The organism is Anoxybacillus andreesenii (assembly GCF_030813005.1).
Lineage (GTDB): Bacteria > Bacillota > Bacilli > Bacillales > Cytobacillaceae > Robertmurraya > Robertmurraya andreesenii.
The window spans coordinates 1-19,539 of sequence record NZ_JAUSTU010000018.1; the positions used below are offsets into that span (position 1 = coordinate 1).

The window sequence follows — 19,539 nt, forward strand, 5'->3', positions numbered from 1 at the left end:
GCAAGCCCCCAAAGATATCGCTCGACTTGCATGTATTAGGCACGCCGCCAGCGTTCGTCCTGAGCCAGGATCAAACTCTCCAATAAAGAGTTGATATAGCTCATATAAAGAGTTGATATAGCTCATAAAAATTTGTTGTTTAAAACAACTAGAATTAACGTTGGCTAGTTTCGGCTCCTAACTCCTCGGTCGTTTCAATCCGTCTCTCCAAATCCCAAAACCAGGATTTGAATAGCCGGCTTTCCAACGCCTCTCGGAGTTGTACAGTCGCCTCCACTTTTATATGTTGACGTATGATTTGTTTAGTTTTCAAAGAGCAAGTTTCATTAGGTAAAACCCAATTCTTTAAACCTGTAAGAATTGAACTTCCTCTACTCTATCGCCTTGAAGCGACTTTTATAATATAACATAATTTATATCTCCAAGTCAACAACTTTTTAAAAAATATTTTTCATTCATTTTTGTAAGTTGTTATCAGCGACGTTTATTAATATATCAAGATAGCAATACAATGTCAACCATTTTTTAAAGGCTTTTTGAGGAGGAAGTTCTAATATATCTCAAGCATTCATTTGTTGGGGCCACTCTCTTAAATAACGTAAAAAGGATTTTGTATCGCTCCTCCATTGCTCGCTTAACTATATGATCAATTCTTTCATCCTCTAAATCGAATAAGATTTCATCCATCTCCCTCTTAATCAAATACTGTATTTCCTTTACTTCCTTGTCATTGATCAGCATTCCTAACACAGTAACCACTCCTAAATATTTGATGGTTATTGTAGTGTTTTCCAATTTCATTATTTTTATGACCCTGCAAACATATTTTTCTAAAATGCGCATACCTATGAGACAAGGAGTGTATTGGACGAGGTGATGGAGGATGAACTTTTTTTTCGTGTTGAATGGTAGAACAATTAAACAGCTGCTGATAGTAATGGTTGCAGCTTTTTTTACGGCTTGGTTTCTATTTCTAGAGAATTTTATTCATATCCCTGTTTTTTCAGAAAAGAACGATCCGAAGGCTATCTATAAAGGAGAAAAGGATATTGCTCTTACCTTTAATATCGGATGGGGGGATGAAAAAGCCGAACCGATTTTGGATGTGTTAAAAAAGAAGAATATATCCACAGCAACCTTCTTTCTATCAGGTTCCTGGGCAGAAAGGCATCCCGATTTAGTGGAGAGAATAGTCAAAGAGGGATATGAAATTGGAATTCTTGGTTACAACTACGTGGAGTATACGAAGCTCGAGGAAAAGGAAGTTAGAAGGGATCTTGCAAGAGCGTTAGAAGCTTTTCATAAATTGAACATTAAGAACATCAAGCTTGCCCGTGCTCCCGATGGTCATTTTGATCAAAAGACCTTAAAAGTGGCAAATAGATTGGGGCTTACGGTTGTGCATTGGAGTGTTAATTCACAGGATTGGACGAATCCAGGGGTTGAAAAAATCGTGAAAAATGTTTCCTCCGCAAAAAAGGGGGATATTATTCTTCTTCATGCATCTGATTCTGCCAAACAAACCGCTTCTGCTTTACCACCAATCATCGATCATTTAAATAAAAAAGGGCTTAAATTAATCTCAGTTTCTGAAATGATCGCCAATGCCAATTCAAATACAAGAGAAATAAAATAAGAAGCCTCCTATTTGGAAGGCTTCTTTTCTGCGTTTGATTTCTGATTTAATTTATGAAGAATTAATAATTGATAAGCGTTACAAATTAATAATGGATAAATCATTAAATACACCCAGCTTTGTTCATTCACAGTTAGGATAGGGACCCACTCAAGAACAGAAACCACAACCATAAAGAATAAGGCTGGAACAAACGTATCCTTGTTCGTTTGCTTCGCTTTCATAAACGCAATAATTAAACCAACTACAAGCACTAATGCAGCATCGAAGAGATATGGACCCACTCCTCCTCCATCTGCAAAGGCCCTATATCGAAAATAAACCAAATCAAATAGGACAAAGATGATTAAAACGAGTTGGACACTATTCCACAATTTCACCGATTTAAATATTCCAAGGCCAAACCTATGTACCGTTAAATAAGCGAAAAACCCCATCTGACTGATTAAGCTAAAAATAAGCCCAACACCAAATAACCAAAACAGCGTTTGCAAAATATTGATAATATCAAAATCCGTAAAATACGGTTGAAACTTATCCCAGCGGACAATAAATCCTATAACACCTGTTACTAGACCGCCTAATAACAAGGTGGACATAAACAATCGAACAACATAGCGGCTTTTCAAGTTTATTTTCCTCCATCTCCAAGTTTCCCATTCGATTGTACCAACGAAAGACTGAAAAATCTAGGTATTCGATACAAACGCATAAAAATTGTCGAAATTCTCCATGATAACAGTATGGATGAACAGACTAAGCTTCGCATGGTTCTACCCTTCAAGAAGACCTAAAATCATTTTTTTTACTTCTCAATAGAAACTTACTGAAAGGAGCTTTCGTTATGAAAAAAAAGTACCTCCTTCTCTCCGTGCTCATCGCACTCTTTATTTCTGGTTGTGCTCAAACAGAAGCAGGCAGCAAACAAGTGGATTATGATGAAACCAAGAAAATGGTTGTCGACATTCTTAAGACGGATGATGGAAAAAAGGCTCTACAGGAGGTCATGTCTGATGACGGAATGAAGGAAAAGCTCGTCATGGATCAGGCGATGGTAACAAATACAATAGAGAAAACCCTAACCTCAGATAAAGGAACGGAATTCTGGAAAAAATCCTTCGAGGACCCGAAATTCGCCGAGGCCATTGCAAAAAGCATGAAAACACAAAATGAAAAGCTCTTAAAGGATTTAATGAAGGACCCCGAATATAAGGGGATGATGATTGAAGTATTAAAGGATCCTGAACTAACAAAGGAAGTAACTACCTTATTAAAAAGCAAGGAATACCGTGAGCATTTACAAAAGGTTGTCACAGAAACCCTCGAGAGTCCGCTTTATAAGGCAAAGATTGAAGAAATGCTTTTAAAGGCTGCCTCAGAAAAAGCCGAAAGCGAGAAAAAATAACGAAGAGGATGCCCAAACGGACATCCTCTCTTCTATATATATCTGTTTTCTTCATGCGAAAATTATTGACCTAATTTTTCAACGACCTTTTTAGCAATATCTAAATAGATTTTTCCTAGCTTGTGATCCTCCTGATATACGGATGGAGCAAAATCATTGTCATCCCAATCCGGTTGGCCAAGCGGCAATTGACCTAATACTTCTGTATTAAGCTCTTCAGCTAGCTTTTCGCCTCCACCTTGGCCGAATACATATTCCTTTTCACCTGTTAGCTTGCTTTCGAAATAGGCCATATTCTCAACGACACCAAGAATCTCATGCTCAGTCTTAAGCGCCATTGCCCCCGCACGAGCCGCTACGAATGCAGCTGTTGGATGTGGAGTCGTCACAATTAACTCCTTACATGAAGGGAGCATGGAATGGACATCTAATGCAACATCCCCTGTTCCAGGTGGTAAATCTAATAATAGGTAATCTAAATCGCCCCACTCTACTTCATTAAAGAAGCTATTGAGCATTTTTCCAAGCATTGGTCCACGCCAAATAATTGGAGCATTATCCTCTACAAAGAAGCCCATGGAGATCACTTGAACTCCAAAACGTTCAACAGGGATGATTTTTTCCCCTCTAACTGCAGGTCGCTTCGTAATGCCCATCATATCTGGCACGCTAAATCCGTAAATATCAGCATCAACAAGCCCGACCTTCTTCCCAAGTCTTGCTAGAGAAACGGCTAAGTTAACAGATACGGTTGATTTACCAACTCCACCCTTACCACTAGCAATCGCAACAAAGGTCGTTTTGCTGTTTGGAGATAGAAGTCCGGCGTCCTTCTCTTCCGTAGCCGTACGGTGCTGAGCCAACACCTCCTCAGGAAGCTGCGAAAAGCGAATGCCTACAGTCTCCGCTCCACCTGCTTTAAGTCGACGAACCACTTCCTGTTGAATTTGAAGCTGTTCGGCAGTACCTGTTTTGGCAATAGCGATTTTAACGCTTACATGATTTTTTTCCTCTTTAATTTTGATTTCTTCGATGGCATTCAACTCTGCGATCGATTTATGTAAAAAAGGATCTTGAATCTCACTAAGAATTTCAATAACTTTTGCTTCTGTTAACATTGGTGCGACACCCCTTCTTCTATTCATTTCCATCTTAAGTATAACATATATCACAAAGAAGACTGTTATTTCAATCACACTGTCTGACGGTTTTTGTTTCAAAAATGAAGAAAAGGGGGTGATACAGTTACCAATCTGGCTCCACTAATTCTTCCTCCTTCGAATAATAGCGAAGGATTCCTTTATAAATGGATGCTGCGATTTTCTCCTGGTACTCATCCTTTTTCAAGTTAGCCCTCTCAGCAGGGTTCGATAGGAAGCCTACCTCCACTAAAACGCCAGGCTTTTTCGCATATTTTAAAATGTATACGTGATTGATTGGCTTTGCCCTTCTTGTCGTATTCTCTAAATTGATTCGAAGTTCATCCTGGATGAATTTTGCAGCACGCTCATTTTCCGATATTTGTGTTGTGTAGAAGGTTTGAGCACCACTCCACTGTGGAGAGGGAATCGAGTTTAAGTGAATGCTGACATAGAAATTGGCCTCGGATTCATTGATAATTTCCAATCTTTTCTTGAGATCCTCTGTTTTTCTTCGACTTAATCCCTTCGTCCCCTCCAACGCTAAATCCTTATCTTCCTCTCTCGTCATCATCACAAGCGCACCCTGCTGTTGAAGATAATCCTTCAGCTTTTTTGAAATACTCAAGGCAATATCCTTTTCAAGTGCGTCCTTGTCACCCGCTCCCCCGTCCGGTCCCCCATGGCCGGGGTCTAATAAAATAATCTGACCTGATAAAGGAAGGTTCCACGATTTCAGGGAGTCATCCTCCATAAATTCATATTGAATAATAAAAATGAGAAGGGTCAATCCAACTATAAATGCACCGATTTTAATCTTTTTGCTCATTTGCTCCAACCAATCCTTCCCGCTCGTCCTTTTCAATTCAATATATGGGACAAGTAGGATGATTAGAACATGAATTTAAGCGCCTAGTGAAGCTTTAATTTATGCCGCTTTTCACCGTTACGGAAACCCTCCATCCACCAGCTTGATACATATTGCTCACATAAATAATACAAGGACTCGCTATACACTCCCTCTAGCCCTTTTCCCCAGTAGATCAAGAAATTATATAATGTATCAATTAAATGTTTTTCTTCTCGAACGCATCTCTTCCTTACATCCTCAACCGATTCCCCATAATAGCCAAATCGACTAAAATGGGCTCCTAGCAAATAAGCCTCTATCGCCACATCATAGCAGGCCTCTTCAATCCCCGCCTGCATAATCAGGGCAGATGTAAGCTGTGATGAACCAAAATACTGACTCACTCGTTCTTTTAATGATTTTATCGAAATTTCCCGAAGGACCGATTTTTCATACTTCAATTGCTTCTCTCTTCTCTTTTCATTAAAGGTTGTCACCACATTCACTGATTGCTCACCCCTTTTGTCTAGTCTTTATCGACTCTATTAGAGAAATACTTGTTACTATGCTGCCAATTTTTTTAAGGGATGAAATTTCTCATCCAAAAGTTGTAGAAAATATTCAAGCTTTTTCACGACGGAATTTTTGTAAATACTCGGTAATCTAAAGACATCAAGATAAAGGAGGAATCATGATGCCAGCAAAAGCTTTGGACTTCTTTCTACCAAATGAATTAAATGCTACCCTTCCCCCTGAAAAAAGGGGGCTACGACGAGACCATGTAAGAATGATGGTACTGAATCGGTGTACGGGTGAAGTAAACCACGACCGATTTTTCCATCTCTCTCATTATCTGCAGCCTGGGGATCTGATTATCTTAAATAATAGTCGTACGATTCCTGCCCTTTTGCGTGGGAAGTGGAAACGAGACTGGAACGAGCTTTCACAGGATGTGGAGGTGCGGTTGGCAAAAAGGAGAAACGAGGACACTTGGGATGCCTTTATTATGGCCAATCCAATCAAAGTGGGAGACAAACTTCTTTTTTCAGATGAATTAATCTCAACCGTCATTGCTGAAAAAGAGAATTCCCCTTTAAAAACCATTCAGTTTAATAAGAGGGGAACCGATTTATACAATATCATTTACTCTATCGGTGAGCCCATTCGCTACGAATATATAGAAAAACCTTGGGGATTGGATGACTATCAAACCGTTTTTGCCAGCCACCCCGGCTCAGTTGAAATGCCTTCTGCAGGCAGAGCTTTTAGCTGGGAGCTGCTATTTAAGCTAAAGCAAAAGAATATTGGGCTTGATTTTATTCAACTGCATACAGGTTTAAGCTACTTCGACGAACATTGGGAGCTTAAGCCTGAAGAAAACGAAGAGGAATATCAATTATCTGCTGTTACCATGGAGAAAATTGTTAGAACAAAAACGGATGGTGGAAGGGTCATTGCCGTTGGAACAACCGTTGTGCGTGCTCTTGAGACAGCGGCTAGAACGGGCAACCTATCTGGATTTACCAATCTTTATATTAATGAGGAAACCCCTTTAAAAGTGGTGGACGGAATCCTTACTGGCTTTCATGAACCAAAGGCCAGCCACCTCGATATGCTAACTGCTTTTATACCAGAACAGCATTTACTTCATGCCTACCATCAAGCGATTGATAAGGGTTATTTATGGCATGAATTCGGGGATATGAATCTAATTTTGTGAGGGGGAATTCCATGCAAATCCATCATATTGGCTTGGAGGTGCAAAACCTAGAGGATTCTATTTCTTTTTATAAAAATGAAATGGGGTTTGAAATCGAAAACCGATTTTCCTTTATAGGAGAGGAAATCGCATTCTTGTGCTTACATGGTTTTCGAATTGAATTAATCGAAGGCCAACAGGAATCAACTCATCTATGCTTCGAAGTAAGTAACCTTAATGAAATGATGAAACAATTTTCCTCCGTGGAAATCTTAGAAGGGCCCTACACCCTTCAAAATGGATGGAAGACTGTATTTTATAAGGGGCCGAATAACCATATCATTGAATTTCTCCAAACTGATCGGAAAAGGGCGATATAAGATATAATGACAATAGATGGAAACAGCGGGGGTGCCTAATATGTCAGAGGAAGCAAAATATGAGGACGTGGCAATATTAAAGGAAATTGCGGAGTTACTTAATGAAGGAACAGACACAATTCCTACACTAAGCTCTGTTTTGAAAAAACTTCTCCATGTAACAGGTCTACAAACAGGCTGGATATTTTTGATCGATGAAAATGGCAGCCACCATCTTGCTGCAGATGAGGCACTTCCACCTGCCCTAGCGCAAAACAATAAAGAAAGAATGTGCCACGGCGATTGCTGGTGCGTCAATAAATATAATAATCAAACATTGAAAAAGGCCACAAATATCATTGAGTGCAAACGGATCGAGGACGTAATCGAGGAAGGAGCTGGGGAAACCGGTGGCTTAACCCATCACGCCACCGTCCCGCTCCGTGCTGGGCAAGAACGATTCGGGGTCCTCAATGTAGGCTCCCCGAATAAAACCCATTTTCGAAAAAATGAACTCGCCCTTCTTGAAGCAATTGCCTATCAAATTGGAACGGCATTAAAACGACTGAAATTAACCCAACGCGAACAGGAAACGGCTCTGATTGCAGAGCGAAACCGCCTTGCTCGAGATCTCCATGATTCTGTGAATCAGCTCCTGTTCTCCTTAAGTCTGACAGCAAGGGCCGGAGTTGAAATGTCAGAACCGGAAGATATGAAACAGACCTTCAGCTATATTCAGGATATGGCCCAAGAGGCCCTCGGAGAAATGAGAGCATTAATATGGCAGCTAAGGCCACAGGGACTTGAGAACGGCTTGGTCAGTGCGTTAAGAAGCTATGCAGAAATACTCGGTTTACAAATTGAAACACAAGTAATCGGGGCGACGAACATTCCAGGCAAAGTGGAGGAAGCATTATGGCGAATTGGACAAGAGGCATTAGCCAATTGTAAGAAACACGCCCAGACGACGAAAGCTAAGCTCATCTTCCACACCTCTCCAGATGAGGTTACACTGACGATTAAAGATACAGGCTGTGGCTTTCTTTATGAAGAAAACCTCCCCATCCCCTCATTAGGATTAAAAAATATGAAATCTCGTACTGAAGCACTGAAAGGAATCTTCCGATTAAGCAGCCAACCAGGAAGCGGGACAGAAATTCAAATTAGAATTCCCTTATAGGAGGAAACTGACGTGACCATACGTGTATTAATTGTTGATGACCACCATGTCGTTAGAAGAGGGTTGGCTTTTTTCCTGCGCACGCAAAAAGGAATTGATATTATCGGAGAAGGCGCAAATGGCAAGGAAGCCGTGGAGTTAGCGAAATCCTTAAAACCCGATGTCATTCTCATGGACTTGGTAATGCCAGAAATGAACGGAGTCGAGGCAACAAAAATCATCAAAAAAGAGAATCCAAACATCCATATCATGATGCTCACCAGCTTCTCCGACCAGGATCATGTCATCCCTGCCCTTGAAGCGGGAGCCTCTGGCTTTCAATTAAAGGACATCCAGCCCGATGAACTCGTTGCCTCCATCAAGAAGATCATGGGAGGAGAAAATCAGCTTCATCCTAAAGCCACCTCCCATCTGCTAGCCAATCTATCTAGAGGGAAACAGGAAAGAAACTTACTGGATGATTTAACAAAAAGGGAGCTAGACGTCCTAAAGGAAATTGCCAAAGGAAAGAGCAATAAAGAAATTGCCGCATCTCTATTCATCACCGAAAAAACGGTCAAAACCCATGTCTCAAACCTTTTATCAAAGCTCGAGCTTGCTGACCGTACCCAAGCCGCCCTTTTTGCGGTGAAAAATCAAATCATTGACTGAAATGGATGTAGAGTAAAACTACATCTTTTTTGTTAAGCAAATTCCCAATAAAAGAGCTGGGCGGTATCCTCCAGCTAAATAGATTTTTTCAAAAAGAAAGCCAGCGTTCTTTTGATTTATGAGCTAAGTCTTTGCCCTATTTAACAAATAACCCTGCTATTTCCTCTTTATCATTAAAGGTGATTGTATAAATACGATTTTCTTTGCTGTATTTGGAAACGAGAGTCACGATATGATGACCATCTTTTTCTTCAACGGATGATTTATCAATCTTATCAAAGTCCCCAGATTGCTCGATGACTGGAGTCAGCAGACCCATCTGCTCCTCGGTTAATTCGGTCTTCATTGTTTCATCAAACATCGTATGTATATCGCCATACTTCGCTTCATTTAATAACGAAACGACTTCCTCAGCTATCTCCACAATACCATCTACACGATCAATGAGAGTATGGTCATGTGATGAAATTTGAACTGTACCTTTATCATAACCTTAATAATATACCACTACGAATCAAATGCGCGGATGTCTTGTATTATTATTTCTTTCTGGTTATTAATTCGAGTATAATTGACTTAGGGTGGTGATTGCTTTGAGTTTATTAAATGAAAGGTATAGCACCTATGAAGAATTTGAATCTGCACGAAAAAAAACAGATAAAAGGTTAGAGTTTATTGATGGAGTTATATATATGTCTCCATCTCCTAGCATCAAACATCAAGAGATATCATCTTACTTGCATGGCGAGTTATACAATTTGTTGAAGGGGAGTAAATGTAAAGTTTTTGCAGCACCCACTGACGTCGTCTTTAATAATGAAAGTAAAGATGAAAAAAAGACCGTTGTCCCCGATCTATTTGTAGTTTGCAACCAAGATAACTTCACCGAAAATGAATACATTGGGGCTCCTGATTTTATTATTGAAATATTGAGTCCTTCAAACAAATCGTACGATATGATTACAAAGCTGAATTTATACATGAATTCCGGTGTTAAGGAATACTGGATAGTAGACCCTATGGAAAATTATATAATGGTTTATTTCTTGGATAATGATGCAGAGATTCAATTCACTCTGGTTAATCTAGGAGGATTTGTTGTCTCAAACCTCTTTAAAGAATTTAAGATAAATACCAAGGAATTATTCAACCTAAGCTAATCACATTTTGTGACTAGCTTTTTTCATTAATAGACGGTCTGTTATTTTAAATCATGGCTGTGTTAATGTAATCTTTCTTCCAACAAAAACAGGCTATCTCATCATCAATGAGATAGCCTGTAAACGTTGATATATCAATGTTTTTATGAAGATTAACGTTTTGAGAACTGTGGTGCACGACGAGCGCCTTTAAGACCGTATTTTTTACGTTCTTTCATACGAGCGTCACGAGTTAATAAGCCTGCACGCTTAAGTGTTGGACGGTATTCTGGGTCAACTTGAAGTAATGCACGAGCGATACCATGACGGATAGCACCAGCTTGACCAGTATAGCCTCCACCTTTAACGTTCACAAGAACATCGTAGCTACCAAGAGTTTCAGTAGCATTAAGAGGTTGCTTTACTACTTCACGTAATGCTTCGAATGGAATGTAATCTGTAATGTCACGATCGTTAATTGTAATTGTGCCATTGCCTGGAACTAGACGAACACGTGCAACAGAACTCTTACGACGACCAGTACCTATATATTGAACCTGTGCCATATATTTATCCTCCCTTAATTATCCGCGAAGTTCCCAAACTTCTGGTTTTTGTGCTTGATGTGGATGCTCTGCTCCAGCATATACATGCAATTTCTTGAACATTTGACGACCTAAAGAATTCTTTGGAAGCATACCTTTAACAGCAAGCTCTAACATTCTTTCAGGGTAGTTTGTACGCATTTCTAGCGCAGTTCTTGTCTTTAATCCACCTGGGTGCATTGAATGACGGTAGTAGATTTTGTCTGTTAGCTTCTTACCAGTTAATTGAATTTTTGAAGCATTAACGATAATTACATGATCACCTGTATCAACATGTGGTGTAAAAGTTGGTTTGTGTTTTCCACGTAGAATTGATGCAACTTCTGAAGTAAGACGACCTAAAGTCTTGCCCTCAGCATCAATCACGTACCACTTACGTTCGATATTGTTAGCGTTAGCCATAAACGTTGTACGCATGAGATTACCTCCTAAATTGTCCATTTCACATTCAAATTTAAAACGTATATTCTAAATCACAATAAGTTCCGGGGCTTATCGTGGGATTGAAATACATACCATATTATGATATAGCACTGACCTTCAGATGTCAAGAACATATTTGACACCAGGACGGGTTGTCATAATTTTTTTTCGTAATAGACCTGCCATAAATATAACCCTTGTGGTGGAGCTGTTTTTCCAGCATAGGTCCGATCTTTTTTTTCGAGGATTGCCGGGATTTCCTGAGGAGAGATATCCCCTGAGCCTACCTGCAGCAATGTACCCACCATGATTCTTACCATATTATACAAAAAACCATTGCCGACAAACCGAAACATGAGACGACCATCCGTTTCGACGATTTCAATTTCCCGAATTTCCCTAATCCGATCCTCGACCTCTGTCTTTGCAGAGCAGAAACTCGTAAAATCGTGAGTACCAATCAAACACTCACTCGCTTCCTGCATCGCTTGAAGGTTCAGTGGATAGGGATAATGGTAGGCGAAATTTCTCTGAAAGGGATCCCGCAGCTTGCCTGTGTAGACAAAATAACGGTATTCCTTCGCTTCAACATCGAATCTTGCGTGAAAAGAAGGCTCCACCTGTTCAACCTCAAAGATAGCAATTTCATCAGGAAGCAATGAGTTCAAGGCAACCGCCCATCTTTCGGCTGGTATCGAAAGCGCAGAATCAAAGTGGATCACCTGCCCTTTCGCATGAACACCTGCATCTGTACGCCCCGATGCATAGACCTTCGTCATCTCCCCTTTATGGAGCTTCATGAGTGCCTTTTCAAGCTCACCCTGTACCGTTCGTTTATTCGGTTGTATTTGATATCCAGAAAACTGAGAGCCATCATAGGCTATGATGCATTTTATTCGTTGCATACCTTCTCCTTAAGATCTGAAAAAGAATTGTGCAGCTGCTACCGCTCCTAATAAAAGAAGCATGACTGTATCAAGCCCACCCCATTTGAGCTGCCGATATTTCGTTCTTCCTTCACCGCCTCGATAGCCCCTTGCCTCCATCGCTGTCGCCAGCTCCTCAGCCCGTTTGAAGGAGCTAATAAACAATGGAATGAGCAGAGGAATAATCGCCTTCACACGTTCCTTCATCGGGCCGCTCGAAAATTCGACACCCCTTGCCGTTTGTGCCTTCATAATTTTATCTGTCTCCTCCATAAGCGTTGGGATGAAGCGTAACGATATGGACATCATTAAGGCAAGCTCATGGACAGGGAACTTAATCTTCTTCAATGGACCAAGCAATTCTTCAATTCCATCGGTAATCTCAATCGGAGTGGTTGTTAACGTAAGCAAGGATGTCATCAGAATGAGCAAGAAGAACCGCATCGAGATAAAAATCCCTTGCTTCAGTCCCTCCTCATAGATGGTGATCCAGCCCCAATGAAAAATCACATGGCCTTCCTTCGTAAAGAAAAGGTGAAGGACAAGCGTAAACAGGATGAGCCACAAAACAAGCTTAAGCCCTCCAATCAAAAAACGAATCGGGACCCTTGAAGAGGCAACCATAAATAGTGTATAAAGAGCCAAAAGGCCATAAGTAACCGCATTATTCGCAATAAAGACGACACATACAAACATAAAAACGAGAATTAATTTAGCTCTTGGGTCCATGCGATGCATGGGTGACTCAGCGGGAATGTAACGACCAAATATCATCTTCTCCATCATTTTGGCATTCCCCCTTTGAAAAGCTGAGCAATTTCGTCTGACAGCTCATCCAATGTAATACAGGTCCTGCTAAGCTTTGTCTGAAAAGCTTTTTCTAGCTTTTGTTGGAACCGAACCACTTCAGGTACGTCCAAGCCAAGGTCGATTAAGCCTTCTGGTGTATGAAAAATCTCGCGCGGGTTTCCTTTTTTGTACACCTTCCCTTGGTGCATAATCACGATTTGATCCGCATACAAGGAGGCATCCTCCATGCTATGTGTCACAAGCACCGTTGACAGGTTTCGCTCCTTATGAAGCCGATAGAACATTTCCATGATTTCCTTTCGTCCCCTCGGATCGAGGCCTGCCGTTGGCTCATCAAGTACAATAACCTCCGGCTCCATAGCAAGTACCCCTGCAATAGCCACCCGTCTCATTTGTCCTCCTGATAGCTCAAATGGCGACTTATGCAAAATTTCCTCGGACAGTCCTACCTGCTTAATTGCCCTTCTTGCTCGCTCTTTGGCTTCCTCTTCTGAAACACCGAAATTCATTGGACCAAAGCAAATATCTTTTTCAACGGTTTCTTCAAATAGCTGATGCTCAGGAAATTGAAAAACAATCCCCACTCTCTTCCGAACATCCTTCAAATTTTTCTGTTTCTTCGCATTGGTGATCACCCGATCCCCAATGACAACCTGCCCTTCAGTAGGCTTTAAGATCGCGTTCAGGTGTTGAAGGAGGGTAGACTTCCCTGAGCCGGTATGTCCAATGATGGCCAGATACATTCCAGAAGGTATATCAATAGAGACATCCTGGATCGCGAGCCGTTCAAATGGTGAGTTTGCTTGATATCTGTATTCTACTTGCTGGAGTGAGATGTCCATAACTGTTCCACCAACTCTTCTTCTGTTAAATAATGTTTATTAATGGGGATTCCTTTTTCCTTCAACATTTTGCTCATTTTCACTGGGAAGGGAATATCCAATCCTAACTTCACCAATTCTTCATCCATTTGAAAAATTTCCTCTGGTACCCCTTCACGATAAAGCTCTCCACGGTTCATGACAATAATGCGATCCGCCTTTGCTGCTTCCTCTAAATCATGGGTGATGGAGATCACCGTCATGTCATTATCATCCTTAAGCTCTCTAATCGTACGGAGGACCTCTTCTCGCCCCCGAGGATCAAGCATTGAGGTTGCCTCATCTAGGACAATAATCTTCGGACGGAGAGCAATTACACTCGCAATGGCTACCCTTTGTTTTTGACCACCCGAAAGATGGTGCGGCTCTTGATCGAGAAATTGCTCCATCTTCACCTTCTGTAAGGATGTGCGAACACGTTCAACCATCACTTCACGGGGAACCCCGTTATTTTCCAAACCAAAAGCCACATCATCCTTGACAGTTGTACCAACAAATTGATTATCAGGATTTTGAAAAACCATCCCAATCAACCTTCTTGTATCCCACACGGTTTCCTCTGTGAGATAAATTCCGCCTATTTCAATACGACCCTCGTTTGGGTATTGCAGACCATTTAATAGTTTTGCTAGAGTTGACTTCCCTGAACCGTTATGACCTACTATGGCCAACCACTCCCCGTCCTTAATTTGCAGGGAAACGTTTCGAAGGGCATACTCTTCCTGACCTTCGTATTTGAATGAAACATTATCAATTTTTACTACAGATGTTTCCATCATGTCCTCCTCTCCACTCTGCTCCTCTATTCTCTTCTCGGCAAAATAAGAGTTTTCTGAAATCTACTATATCATTTTTTGTAAAGTTAGTGATATATGACAACTAAAAAAGAAAACTCGCCTTTTCGGCGAGCCTAATAATCCGAAGACATTATGAAATTATAAATAAAATAATAGCAAAACCTAGTAAAGCAAATGTCTTCCATTTGGCTCGGGGTTTCGGTAAAAACAAATAAAGCCCGCACCTCTTAAATCGCTTAAGAGGTGCATGAGCTAGACGAGTCATGTCGACGCCACGGGCCTATCAAAAAGGCTACAGCGATATAATCCTGTTTCTTCAAAATACATGCTCATCGTAACACTCAGTGTTGGCTTAGTTCGATTCATACGATGTAGTTAAAGAAAAAGGGCAATGAACAAGCTCTTGTTCAAACTGTCCATGCCCATTTGAAAAGCGGAAGCGCCTTGTCCACACCCGACAAGCACAAGACGAGCCTCACTGAAAGGTGTTCTTTCCTTTCTGGGAGGATTGGCTTGTGACCTCGAGGGTGTAGGCGCTGCAGCTAGACACTAATCTAATTAAAACTAATTAAACTAATTCAATAATTACCATTGGAGCTCCGTCACCACGACGTGGTCCAAGCTTCATGATACGAGTGTATCCGCCTTGGCGCTCTTGGTAACGAGTTGCAATATCAGCAAATAACTTTTGTACAGCGTCTTGGTTTTCTTCTGCATTTGCCACTTCATGACGAATGTAAGCAGCAGCTTGACGACGAGCATGAAGATCTCCACGCTTACCAAGCGTAATCATTTTTTCCACAACCGAACGAAGTTCCTTCGCACGAGCTTCTGTTGTTTCAATACGCTCATTGATGATTAAGTCTGTAGCTAAGTCACGTAACATTGCTTTACGCTGAGCACTAGTGCGTCCTAACTTTCTGTATCCCATGAAAGTTTCCCTCCTTTGTTGAAGTCATCAACTGGTCTTCTCTCACTTCAGATTGGCTTATTCAGTTCAGTCATCCTTACGTAAGCCTAATCCGAGTTCTTCTAATTTATTCTTTACCTCTTCAAGAGATTTACGTCCTAAATTACGTACCTTCATCATATCTTCTTCAGTCTTATTTGCTAATTCCTGAACAGTATTGATCCCAGCACGCTTTAAGCAGTTATATGAACGAACCGATAAATCGAGTTCTTCAATCGTCATCTCTAGAACCTTTTCTTTTTGGTCTTCTTCCTTCTCAACCATGATTTCAGCATTTTGTGCCTCATCTGTTAAACCAACAAAGATGTTTAGATGCTCAGTAAAGATTTTTGCACCTAGTGCAATCGCATCCTGAGGACCAGTGCTTCCATCAGTCCATACATCAAGGGTTAACTTATCATAGTTAGACATTTGACCAACACGTGTATTTTCCACTTGGAAAGCAACACGTGAAACCGGAGTATAGATAGAATCGATTGGAATAACACCGATCGGTTGATCTTCTCTCTTATTTTGATCAGCAGGCGTATAACCTCGGCCACGTCTAGCAGTTAATCGCATCCGCAAATTCCCATTTGCACCTAAGGTGGCAATATGAAGATCCGGGTTCAATATCTCTACATCACTATCATGAGTGATATCGGCTGCTGTTACTACACCTTCACCTTGTACATCAATCTCAAGCGTCTTCTCTTCATCAGAGTAGATTTTGAGAGCTAGCTTTTTAATATTTAAAATAATCGTTGTAACATCTTCTACGACACCTTCAATGGTAGAAAACTCATGAAGAACCCCGTCGGCTTGAATCGATGTGACAGCGGCACCTGGGAGTGACGATAGTAGGATACGACGTAAGGAGTTACCCAAAGTAGTACCATATCCACGCTCAAGTGGTTCTACGACGAACTTCCCGTACTTTGCATCATCGCTGATCTCAACCGTTTCGATTTTTGGTTTTTCTATTTCGATCATCAAATATACCCTCCTTCAAAACGTCGAAATCTCAGTTAAGCAACCTTAACCGAAATTCCCCCTGTATACGTTCCCGATTGTGCACAACAACTGGACTAATGATTCTGTATTATACAAAACAAAAAATTTCATATCATATCCCATTATAGACAGGGATAAAAATTCTATACAGAAAAATTACACACGACGACGTTTAGGTGGACGGCAACCATTGTGTGGTACTGGAGTTACGTCTCTAATAGCAGTAACTTCAAGACCAGCTGCTTGTAAAGCACGGATTGCTGCTTCACGACCTGCACCAGGACCTTTAACTGTTACCTCTAGAGATTTCATTCCATGTTCCTGTGACGCTTTTGCTGCTGTTTCAGCTGCCATTTGTGCTGCGAAAGGAGTAGATTTACGAGAACCTTTGAATCCTAACGCACCTGCACTTGACCAAGAAATTGCATTTCCATGAACGTCAGTGATTGTGACGATTGTGTTGTTAAAAGTAGAACGAATGTGTGCAACACCTTGTTCAATATTCTTTTTAACACGACGTTTGCGTGTATTCGTTTTGCGAGCCATTTAAAGTACCTCCTTTACCGATTATTTCTTCTTGTTAGCTACAGTTTTACGTGGACCTTTACGAGTACGTGCATTGTTCTTAGTGTTTTGACCGCGAACAGGTAAACCACGACGATGACGAAGACCACGATAGCTTCCGATTTCCATTAGACGCTTAATGTTTAGAGATACCTCACGACGTAGGTCACCCTCAACCTTTAGCTTGTCAATGATATCACGGATTTTATTTAATTCATCTTCTGTTAAATCGCGAACGCGAGTGTCTTCAGAAACACCAGCTTCTGCTAGAACCTTTTGAGCAGTACTTTTTCCAATACCATAGATGTAAGTTAGAGAAATCACAACACGTTTTTCACGTGGGACGTCTACACCAGCAATACGTGCCATTGAATGCGCACCTCCTTAATATTAACCTTGTTTTTGTTTATGCTTAGGGTTTTCACAAATAACCATTACTTTACCTTTTCTGCGGATGACTTTACACTTTTCGCAGATTGGTTTAACAGATGGTCTTACTTTCATTATCCTAACCTCCTTAATAGTACGGAGTGCAGTAATTATTTAAAGCGGTAGGTGATTCTTCCGCGAGTTAAGTCATATGGGGAAAGCTCAACAGTTACTTTGTCTCCTGGTAAAATACGAATGAAGTGCATGCGAATCTTACCAGAAACATGAGCCAACACTGTATGACCATTTTCTAATTCTACCTTAAACATCGCATTTGGCAAAGTTTCAAGAACTGTACCTTCAATTTCAATTACATCATCTTTCGCCATCGAACTCGTCTCCCTTCTGAGATTTTTCACAACGTAAAAAATCTGACCATTTTATAGATTCAAACTTTGTTCATGCATATCGTAGTTTTCCGTTAGTCCGGTTATTAATAAACTTCTTTGAACTTCTGGAGATACGAAATCAATAAGCTTAAGATGCAGTAGATTCTTCTTTTGGAAACTCAAAAATTATCGTCACCAACAGCAAATCAAACAGAACAATCTTCTAACAACCTTACTATTATAGCATATTGAACTGTATCCCGTCCCTATGAAATTAAGACTATTTGACCTAATTGTGAACGTGAATTGTAGTCGACCTTGTTGCCATCAATATTTAAACATCAAACTCTCGTAAGAATTTCATAGCCTGTTTCGGTGATAGCAATTGTATGCTCAAAATGAGCACATCTTTTTCCGTCGGTTGTAACAACAGTCCAATCATCTGTTAATGTCTTAACATAACGACTGCCTACATTCACCATTGGTTCAACACAAAGTACCATTCCCGGCTTTAAGGTTGGACCTTTATTAGGTGGACCGTAATGAGGAATTTGTGGATCCTCATGTAAGTCTTGCCCGATTCCATGTCCGACATACTCTCGTACGACCGAAAAACCATTGGATTCTACATATGTTTGGATGCTATGGGAGATGTTCGATAGACGCACACCAGGACTCGCTTCCTTAAGACCAATATACAAAGATTGCTCAGTTATATCTAACAGACGAGCTGATTCTTCGTCAATATCGCCAACAGGATAAGTCCAAGCGGAATCACCGTGGTAGCCATTATACTCTGCACCAATATCAATGCTGATAATGTCGCCTTCATGTAACATACGATCCCCTGGAATTCCGTGAACGAGCTCTTCGTTTACGGATGCACAAATACTGCCGGAGAAGCCATTATACCCTTTAAATGAAGGAATGGCACTCTGGGAACGAATGAACCTTTCAGCAATCCCATCAAGTTCCTTTGTTGTGATTCCGGGAGCAATATGCTTTTTTAATTCTTCGTGGGTTAGCGCAACAATCCGACCTGCCTCACGCATGATTTCAATCTCCCGAGGGGTTTTACAAATAATCATGCATGCAAGCCCCCGAGTAGACTATCTATATCATCAAACACTTTTGTAATATCCTGCTGACCATCTATATTTCTCAAGTATCCCTTTGTTTCGTAAAAATCAAGCAATGGCTGAGCTTGTTCAATATTGACTTGCAGACGGTTTTGAACCGTTTCCGCATTATCATCCGCACGTTGATATAGTTCGCCACCACAACGGTTACAAACACCCTCTTGTGCAGGAGGATTAAAGACTAAATGATAAGTAGAACCACAGCTCTTGCAAATGCGTCGGCCTGTTAAGCGCTCCATTAGAATCTCGCGGTCTACCTCAATATTTAGAACATAGTCAAGTCTTTTACCAAGATCAGAAAGGATGCTTTCGAGTGCCTCGGCTTGAGGAACCGTTCTAGGAAAACCATCCAATAGAAATCCTTTTTGGCAATCTTCCTTGCTGAGACGTTCTCTCACAATTCCGATTGTCACTTCATCTGGAACAAGCGCTCCTTGATCCATATAAGACTTTGCTTTCAAGCCTAACTCTGTTCCTTCTTTCATTGCTGCACGAAACATATCACCAGTTGAAATATGAGGAATGGCGTATTTTTCAACGATTTTCTCAGCCTGCGTACCTTTACCAGCACCTGGAAGACCCATTAATACTAAATTCACACAAATTCCTCCTTAA

At 40.8% G+C, this 19,539-nt stretch carries 26 protein-coding genes, 1 rRNA gene and 1 pseudogene; 7 read left to right on the forward strand and 21 right to left on the reverse strand.

The features are described 5' to 3' along the window. Both J2S07_RS16130 and J2S07_RS16135 read right to left on the reverse strand, forming a co-directional pair. Positions 1-86, reverse strand: a 16S ribosomal RNA gene (locus J2S07_RS16130); the annotation flags it as partial. Positions 87-525: 439 nt separating this feature from the next. Continuing rightward, complete coding sequence (locus J2S07_RS16135) at positions 526-750, reverse strand: hypothetical protein (protein WP_307151513.1); 225 nt, start codon at positions 748-750, stop codon at positions 526-528. A gap of 133 nt (positions 751-883) precedes the next feature. On the opposite strand from J2S07_RS16135, the gene pdaB reads away from it, so the two are divergent. Next, on the forward strand, positions 884-1,636 hold the full coding sequence (pdaB, locus tag J2S07_RS16140) for a polysaccharide deacetylase family sporulation protein PdaB (RefSeq protein ID WP_307151443.1): 753 nt from the start codon (positions 884-886) through the stop codon (positions 1,634-1,636). 8 nt (positions 1,637-1,644) lie between these two features. On the opposite strand, the gene J2S07_RS16145 is transcribed toward pdaB, so the two are convergent. Next, positions 1,645-2,265 (reverse strand): KinB-signaling pathway activation protein, encoded by a 621-nt coding sequence (locus J2S07_RS16145; RefSeq protein WP_307151444.1) that lies wholly within the window; start codon positions 2,263-2,265, stop codon positions 1,645-1,647. A 215-nt stretch (positions 2,266-2,480) separates the two neighbouring features. Between J2S07_RS16145 and gerD the strand changes: the two genes are divergently transcribed. Beyond that, positions 2,481-3,041, forward strand: a complete 561-nt coding sequence (gerD, locus tag J2S07_RS16150; protein WP_307151445.1) for a spore germination lipoprotein GerD — start codon at positions 2,481-2,483, stop codon at positions 3,039-3,041. A 62-nt stretch (positions 3,042-3,103) separates the two neighbouring features. On the opposite strand, the gene salA is transcribed toward gerD, so the two are convergent. From salA to J2S07_RS16165, 3 genes are all read right to left on the reverse strand, one after another. Next, the gene (gene salA / locus J2S07_RS16155) at positions 3,104-4,159 is read right to left on the reverse strand and encodes an iron-sulfur carrier protein/transcriptional regulator SalA (RefSeq protein WP_307151446.1); all 1,056 of its coding nucleotides are present in this window, start codon (positions 4,157-4,159) and stop codon (positions 3,104-3,106) included. A 127-nt stretch (positions 4,160-4,286) separates the two neighbouring features. Beyond that, the gene (cwlD, locus tag J2S07_RS16160; protein WP_307151447.1) at positions 4,287-5,009 is read right to left on the reverse strand and encodes an N-acetylmuramoyl-L-alanine amidase CwlD; all 723 of its coding nucleotides are present in this window, start codon (positions 5,007-5,009) and stop codon (positions 4,287-4,289) included. A gap of 83 nt (positions 5,010-5,092) precedes the next feature. After that, on the reverse strand, positions 5,093-5,536 hold the full coding sequence (locus J2S07_RS16165; protein WP_307151448.1) for a YbaK family protein: 444 nt from the start codon (positions 5,534-5,536) through the stop codon (positions 5,093-5,095). Positions 5,537-5,724: 188 nt separating this feature from the next. On the opposite strand from J2S07_RS16165, the gene J2S07_RS16170 reads away from it, so the two are divergent. The 4 genes from J2S07_RS16170 to J2S07_RS16185 are packed head-to-tail and all read left to right on the forward strand — an operon-like array spanning position 5,725 to position 8,919. After that, positions 5,725-6,750, forward strand: a complete 1,026-nt coding sequence (locus tag J2S07_RS16170; protein WP_307151449.1) for an S-adenosylmethionine:tRNA ribosyltransferase-isomerase — start codon at positions 5,725-5,727, stop codon at positions 6,748-6,750. An 11-nt stretch (positions 6,751-6,761) separates the two neighbouring features. Continuing rightward, a complete protein-coding gene (locus tag J2S07_RS16175; protein ID WP_307151450.1) occupies positions 6,762-7,109 on the forward strand; it encodes a VOC family protein in 348 nt (115 codons plus the stop codon). Between the two features lie 40 nt (positions 7,110-7,149). After that, positions 7,150-8,268 carry a GAF domain-containing sensor histidine kinase gene (locus J2S07_RS16180; protein ID WP_307151451.1) on the forward strand — a complete coding sequence of 373 codons (1,119 nt, stop codon included), beginning with the start codon at positions 7,150-7,152 and terminating at the stop codon, positions 8,266-8,268. A gap of 12 nt (positions 8,269-8,280) precedes the next feature. Continuing rightward, positions 8,281-8,919 (forward strand): response regulator, encoded by a 639-nt coding sequence (locus tag J2S07_RS16185; protein ID WP_307151452.1) that lies wholly within the window; start codon positions 8,281-8,283, stop codon positions 8,917-8,919. Positions 8,920-9,055: 136 nt separating this feature from the next. Here J2S07_RS16185 and J2S07_RS16190 read toward each other — a convergent pair. Next, positions 9,056-9,334: pseudogene (locus J2S07_RS16190) on the reverse strand (DUF3887 domain-containing protein); the annotation flags it as partial. A 178-nt stretch (positions 9,335-9,512) separates the two neighbouring features. Here J2S07_RS16190 and J2S07_RS16195 point away from each other — a divergent pair. Beyond that, positions 9,513-10,079: a Uma2 family endonuclease gene (locus J2S07_RS16195; protein WP_307151453.1), complete on the forward strand. Its 567-nt coding sequence runs from the start codon at positions 9,513-9,515 to the stop codon at positions 10,077-10,079. A gap of 152 nt (positions 10,080-10,231) precedes the next feature. On the opposite strand, the gene rpsI is transcribed toward J2S07_RS16195, so the two are convergent. From rpsI to J2S07_RS16265, 14 genes are all read right to left on the reverse strand, one after another. Then, positions 10,232-10,624: a 30S ribosomal protein S9 gene (rpsI, locus tag J2S07_RS16200; RefSeq protein ID WP_307151454.1), complete on the reverse strand. Its 393-nt coding sequence runs from the start codon at positions 10,622-10,624 to the stop codon at positions 10,232-10,234. Between the two features lie 18 nt (positions 10,625-10,642). Beyond that, positions 10,643-11,080 carry a 50S ribosomal protein L13 gene (gene rplM, locus J2S07_RS16205; protein WP_307151455.1) on the reverse strand — a complete coding sequence of 146 codons (438 nt, stop codon included), beginning with the start codon at positions 11,078-11,080 and terminating at the stop codon, positions 10,643-10,645. A gap of 161 nt (positions 11,081-11,241) precedes the next feature. After that, positions 11,242-11,991, reverse strand: a complete 750-nt coding sequence (gene truA / locus J2S07_RS16210) for a tRNA pseudouridine(38-40) synthase TruA (RefSeq protein ID WP_307151456.1) — start codon at positions 11,989-11,991, stop codon at positions 11,242-11,244. Between the two features lie 9 nt (positions 11,992-12,000). After that, the gene (locus J2S07_RS16215) at positions 12,001-12,798 is read right to left on the reverse strand and encodes an energy-coupling factor transporter transmembrane component T family protein (protein ID WP_307151457.1); all 798 of its coding nucleotides are present in this window, start codon (positions 12,796-12,798) and stop codon (positions 12,001-12,003) included. Beyond that, positions 12,795-13,664, reverse strand: a complete 870-nt coding sequence (locus J2S07_RS16220) for an energy-coupling factor ABC transporter ATP-binding protein (protein WP_307151458.1) — start codon at positions 13,662-13,664, stop codon at positions 12,795-12,797. Before J2S07_RS16220 ends, J2S07_RS16215 begins: the two co-directional genes overlap by 4 nt. Next, complete coding sequence (locus J2S07_RS16225; RefSeq protein ID WP_307151459.1) at positions 13,640-14,479, reverse strand: energy-coupling factor ABC transporter ATP-binding protein; 840 nt, start codon at positions 14,477-14,479, stop codon at positions 13,640-13,642. The genes J2S07_RS16220 and J2S07_RS16225 overlap by 25 nt, the downstream gene beginning before the upstream one ends. Positions 14,480-15,068: 589 nt before the next feature. Beyond that, positions 15,069-15,431, reverse strand: a complete 363-nt coding sequence (gene rplQ, locus J2S07_RS16230; RefSeq protein WP_307151460.1) for a 50S ribosomal protein L17 — start codon at positions 15,429-15,431, stop codon at positions 15,069-15,071. 66 nt (positions 15,432-15,497) lie between these two features. Then, positions 15,498-16,442, reverse strand: a complete 945-nt coding sequence (locus tag J2S07_RS16235; protein WP_307151461.1) for a DNA-directed RNA polymerase subunit alpha — start codon at positions 16,440-16,442, stop codon at positions 15,498-15,500. Between the two features lie 177 nt (positions 16,443-16,619). Beyond that, positions 16,620-17,009 carry a 30S ribosomal protein S11 gene (rpsK, locus tag J2S07_RS16240; RefSeq protein ID WP_307151462.1) on the reverse strand — a complete coding sequence of 130 codons (390 nt, stop codon included), beginning with the start codon at positions 17,007-17,009 and terminating at the stop codon, positions 16,620-16,622. Between the two features lie 21 nt (positions 17,010-17,030). Continuing rightward, positions 17,031-17,396: a 30S ribosomal protein S13 gene (gene rpsM / locus J2S07_RS16245; RefSeq protein WP_077210496.1), complete on the reverse strand. Its 366-nt coding sequence runs from the start codon at positions 17,394-17,396 to the stop codon at positions 17,031-17,033. Positions 17,397-17,417: 21 nt separating this feature from the next. Further along, the gene (gene rpmJ, locus J2S07_RS16250; RefSeq protein WP_003156543.1) at positions 17,418-17,531 is read right to left on the reverse strand and encodes a 50S ribosomal protein L36; all 114 of its coding nucleotides are present in this window, start codon (positions 17,529-17,531) and stop codon (positions 17,418-17,420) included. A 35-nt stretch (positions 17,532-17,566) separates the two neighbouring features. After that, on the reverse strand, positions 17,567-17,785 hold the full coding sequence (gene infA / locus J2S07_RS16255; protein WP_019157108.1) for a translation initiation factor IF-1: 219 nt from the start codon (positions 17,783-17,785) through the stop codon (positions 17,567-17,569). 341 nt (positions 17,786-18,126) lie between these two features. Then, positions 18,127-18,873: a type I methionyl aminopeptidase gene (map, locus tag J2S07_RS16260; protein ID WP_307151463.1), complete on the reverse strand. Its 747-nt coding sequence runs from the start codon at positions 18,871-18,873 to the stop codon at positions 18,127-18,129. Further along, the gene (locus J2S07_RS16265) at positions 18,870-19,523 is read right to left on the reverse strand and encodes an adenylate kinase (RefSeq protein ID WP_307151464.1); all 654 of its coding nucleotides are present in this window, start codon (positions 19,521-19,523) and stop codon (positions 18,870-18,872) included. The genes map and J2S07_RS16265 overlap by 4 nt, the downstream gene beginning before the upstream one ends. Positions 19,524-19,539: the final 16 nt, after the last annotated feature.